A 3,965-nucleotide genomic window follows, 5' to 3' on the forward strand; every position below is an offset into this window, starting at 1 on the left:
GCTGTTTTTTCGTCCTCAGTTAAACTTGAATCTTGTGTAATCTGATTTGTTTTTTCTGTAACTTTAGCTTCAATTGCAGCTATTGCGCTTGCTTTCGCCTTGTTCGCTGTTGTTACAGCTCCAATAGCTGTGATACCTTTGTTTTTCTCTGTCTCTACATTAGCGTTAGTAGTTGCTTGATTGATGGCAGTTTTTGCTTTACCTGCTTCTTGAGTAACTTGGTTCTTCTCTGCTGTTTTTTCGTCCTCAGTTAAACTTGAATCTTGTGTAATCTGATTTGTTTTTTCTGTAACTTTAGCTTCAATTGCAGCTATTGCACTTGCTTTCTTAGTTGTTCCTGTTAGAGCAACATTCTGAATATTACGAACTCCTTCTGTTTTAGCGTTATTCAAATCCGTTTCAGTTTGTGCATCATTTATTTTGGTAATGGCACTATTTTTAGCTGTCTCTGCTAAACCTTTTACTTCAGATTTTTCTTCATTAGTTAAACCATTATCGTTATCTATTTGACCTGATTTAGCAGTGAAGGCGTTGTTAACCTCTTTCGTAGCACCATCCTTATCTAACGTCGGTGCAGGCGCTGTCGCCTTAATACTATTTGCTGAAAAGTCCGTCTTCAATCCTTCGTAATATGTAGTATTTGTTCCCTTATGAACATACGCCACTACAAGTCTAAGATTATCCGTTCCTATTCCTTTTGTTTGATCACTATATTTAGGAGGAACAAAATCAAAGCTCCCATCTGTCTTTACTGGGGCTTCCGCAACAACATGATAACCATCTGCCTCTGGTAAGTAACTATAAGGATTTTGCCGTCCTCCGGTTACTAAATAAGCTTTTAACTCAGCATCAGATGGAAGATTGTTAGGCTCCGCCTTTGTGCCAATAGTACCAGAAACTACTGGTTTCTCATTAGATTTTCCTTCTAAATCTTGACTAGTTGTTGTAAATCTTGGGGTAGGGAGAGGACGAGCAATACTGACTGTGGTATGTTCACTATGACCTGCGCTATCTGTAGCTGTGACAACGATATTAGATAAACCATGTTTATTTCCAGGAATACGACCTGTTAAGTCTACATATCCCCTCGATCCTATAGTTTTCAAACTTGACTTCGTCAATCCCAAGCCATCTAGTCCTTGCACATCTATATTTGTAATAGTGCGACCACTTAGAGACTCAGCTATCAATCGAACATTATTCCCGACCGCTTCACCCGTCAGTACTGGTACGACTTTTTTAGTAGAATACTGAGGGTCAGAGGTTCTTCCAGTAGCTAATCCCACCCTCAAACTTGAAGTTTCCCTAGAATGTCTTAGATTTCCATCTAAATTAGCCGCTTCTCCCTGCTGAAGTTGACTAGCCTTTCTATACTCTTCAAGTGCCGCATTAAAAATCTCCTGATCAACAAGTCCAGTTTCCGATGTTCCCAATGCTGCATTGAATTTTTCGTATGCTTCATTGAGTTTTTGGACTTGTTCTTGATTTCCAGCACTGTTCTTGAGATTTTGAAGAAGCTTGTGTATATCATCTGATAGAGAGTAACTTCCTTCACCATTTATATAACTTGTACTACTTGCAACACTTTCCTCTTTCTGATTCTCTACACTTCTATCTTGAGATTGAGGTGATTTGCTTCGGCGACCTATGGATACTGTTTCCTCTTCCAACTCTGGTTGAGCTTCTTTTTTATCTTTTTCTGCCTCAGACACGGGAGATGATTCGCCAGATACAGGTTTAACTACACCATCAACTTTTTCGTCACCTTTATTCTCTACTGTTGATTTAGCTTTTCCTTCACCATCTTTAGATGGAGCTCCTGGGTCTTTTTTCTCTGTTCCTTCAGTTCCTGCTTGTCCTACGCTTGGATTTTGACTGCTTGTCTCTGATGAGCTTAGGGCAGATGAATTGTCAGGCTTGACATCCCTATCCTGAGCGACCACTTCTGTACTTGATTCTGCCGCCTGCACTTCTGTCGCTGGATTAGCCGCAAAAAAGACAGACCCTAGCAAGACTGAGGCTGCTCCGATTGAAAACTTGCGTATAGAAAAGCGTTGGCGCTCATTCATTTTAAACTGTTTCATAGTTTTTCCTTTCTTTCTACCCTGTCTTTGCTCCTCTAGCCATGTTCATGCAGGCATCAACTCGCAATAAAAACAGGAAAACATGACCTTTTTTCATCTTAAACAAATGACAAAAAGCCCAGTGTTTACTAACACTTCATTATATCAACTTAGTCCCCTTCCTTCAACCTCACTTTGTTTCAGAAAATCGATAATTATATATATATATATATATGTATGTTGCTTATTTTAAGGGATTTAGAGGCTCCTTATTTGTAAATTTAGTATATTTTTCATTATTTTCAGAAATTTTAAATTTATATGACATTCAAACGAAACTGTTCGTCTTGCTATCCATCGCCAGAAAGACCTATCCTAGACTCAGCAAATAAAAAAACAGGCTCTCCGAAAAATCAGAAAACCTGAGATATTATTTGATATAACTCCTATCCCAAATCACTTGATGTAGGCTCTCCCAGCTGTGTCGAGTAGCAGAGGTAGACTAACCATGACAAAAATCAGCCATAGCCAGACTCGTAAAAGCCCAGATAAATATAGGAAAGAAGCAAAGAGAAAGGCCGATAGCAAAATCATACCCAAAGTCTCTCCAAAATTCGGGCAAATACCATAGAATCCAAAGGAGAGATAAAGGATAAAGAGACTAAAGCAAAAACGCTTGCCTGTCTTTTAGTACAAAAAGCACACCTTGACCAGATGGCGTGCTTGACCATTATTGCTATTCTTACAACAATGCCTCAAACTCAGCTACGGTCATGCCCAATTGCTCGCTCGCAACCTCAGAAGTCAGAAGTCCTTGGCGAACCATATCTAGGAAGGCAAAAAGTTTCCCTTCTTCCCTTCCTTCAACTTTCCCACGCTCCAAGCCTTCTTCTCGCCCTTTTTCAATACCTTCTGCACGGCCACGTTCAAGTCCACGCTCCAGTCCCTGTTCAATCCCCTCTGCACGACCGCGTTCCAACCCTTTTTCTTCAGCTTGTTCCAAGGCATAGTCCTGCGCTAGCAAGGCTTGTTCTTCGCGCATACGTAGTTGACTAAACATCTTCCTGTCCTCCTCGGACCAGCTCTTGTAGTCCAGCAGTTGGTCTGCTTGGCTGATGGCTCGCTCTGGTTGTTGGGTAAAGGGTTTGTTCCCGAAAAACTCTAACCATGGTTTGCGAATACTATCTTTGCTGGTTTCTCTATATTTTTTTAATTCCAAGAACGCCATCTTAACCAGATGGTTTTCTTGTCCGTTATTTGTGATGGTTAAGGCTTCACCTGTCGTGTCCTCTCGCATGCTAAAGCTATGAAAAGCCAAGTCATCTGAGAAATAATTGCTGTCCACAATTGCGATAGCATATACTGGTGCGATGTGTTTATAGCTCTGATGAGTATCACCTTCTCGTTGACGAATTTTTTCTAGGTTTTGATTGACCTGACTGCAAAGGTAAGACCACAGGCGATTGATGAAAAAATTCTGATGATGTACCTGAATTTCAATGATTACTTGGGTTCCATTATCCAACTCCGCCAAGACGTCTATACTGGTATAAAAATCCTGCGCTGAGTAAGGCATGGAAGGCAAGACATGAATATTGCTTCCCTCCAAAATCGTCACATTTTTTGCTGGCAAGTCCAGCATATCGCGAATAAATTGACAAGTGATTTCTGGATTGCTGAAAATTTTCTTAGCTACCAAGTCATTGGTTGGGCTGATGCCCGGATGTCTGAGAATCATCCTTTTCCTCCTTTTATTATACCACATTTTTAAATCTAGGTTTGCTAGATTTACTGCTACTATCTATTTATTCGGAAAAGAAAGTTCAAACTATATCATTTTAAACGAAATAAGGAACACTTGCGCGATAACAACATCATTTAACAAATAGCCAAAAAGCAACG

At 40.2% G+C, this 3,965-nt stretch carries 2 protein-coding genes; both read right to left on the reverse strand.

Features of this window, described 5'->3' with window-relative positions; translation table 11 throughout:
* Window positions 1-2,084, reverse strand: a 2,084-nt coding sequence (locus tag HT711_RS10810) for a DUF1542 domain-containing protein (protein WP_173250143.1), incomplete at its 3' end; no start/stop codon positions are given.
* Window positions 2,085-2,805: 721 nt separating this feature from the next.
* The gene (locus tag HT711_RS10815; protein WP_173250145.1) at window positions 2,806-3,801 is read right to left on the reverse strand and encodes an Rpn family recombination-promoting nuclease/putative transposase; all 996 of its coding nucleotides are present in this window, start codon (window positions 3,799-3,801) and stop codon (window positions 2,806-2,808) included.
* Window positions 3,802-3,965: the final 164 nt, after the last annotated feature.

Origin of the sequence: Streptococcus sp. 1032 (assembly GCF_013277015.1) — a bacterium.
Taxonomy (GTDB): Bacteria; Bacillota; Bacilli; order Lactobacillales; family Streptococcaceae; genus Streptococcus.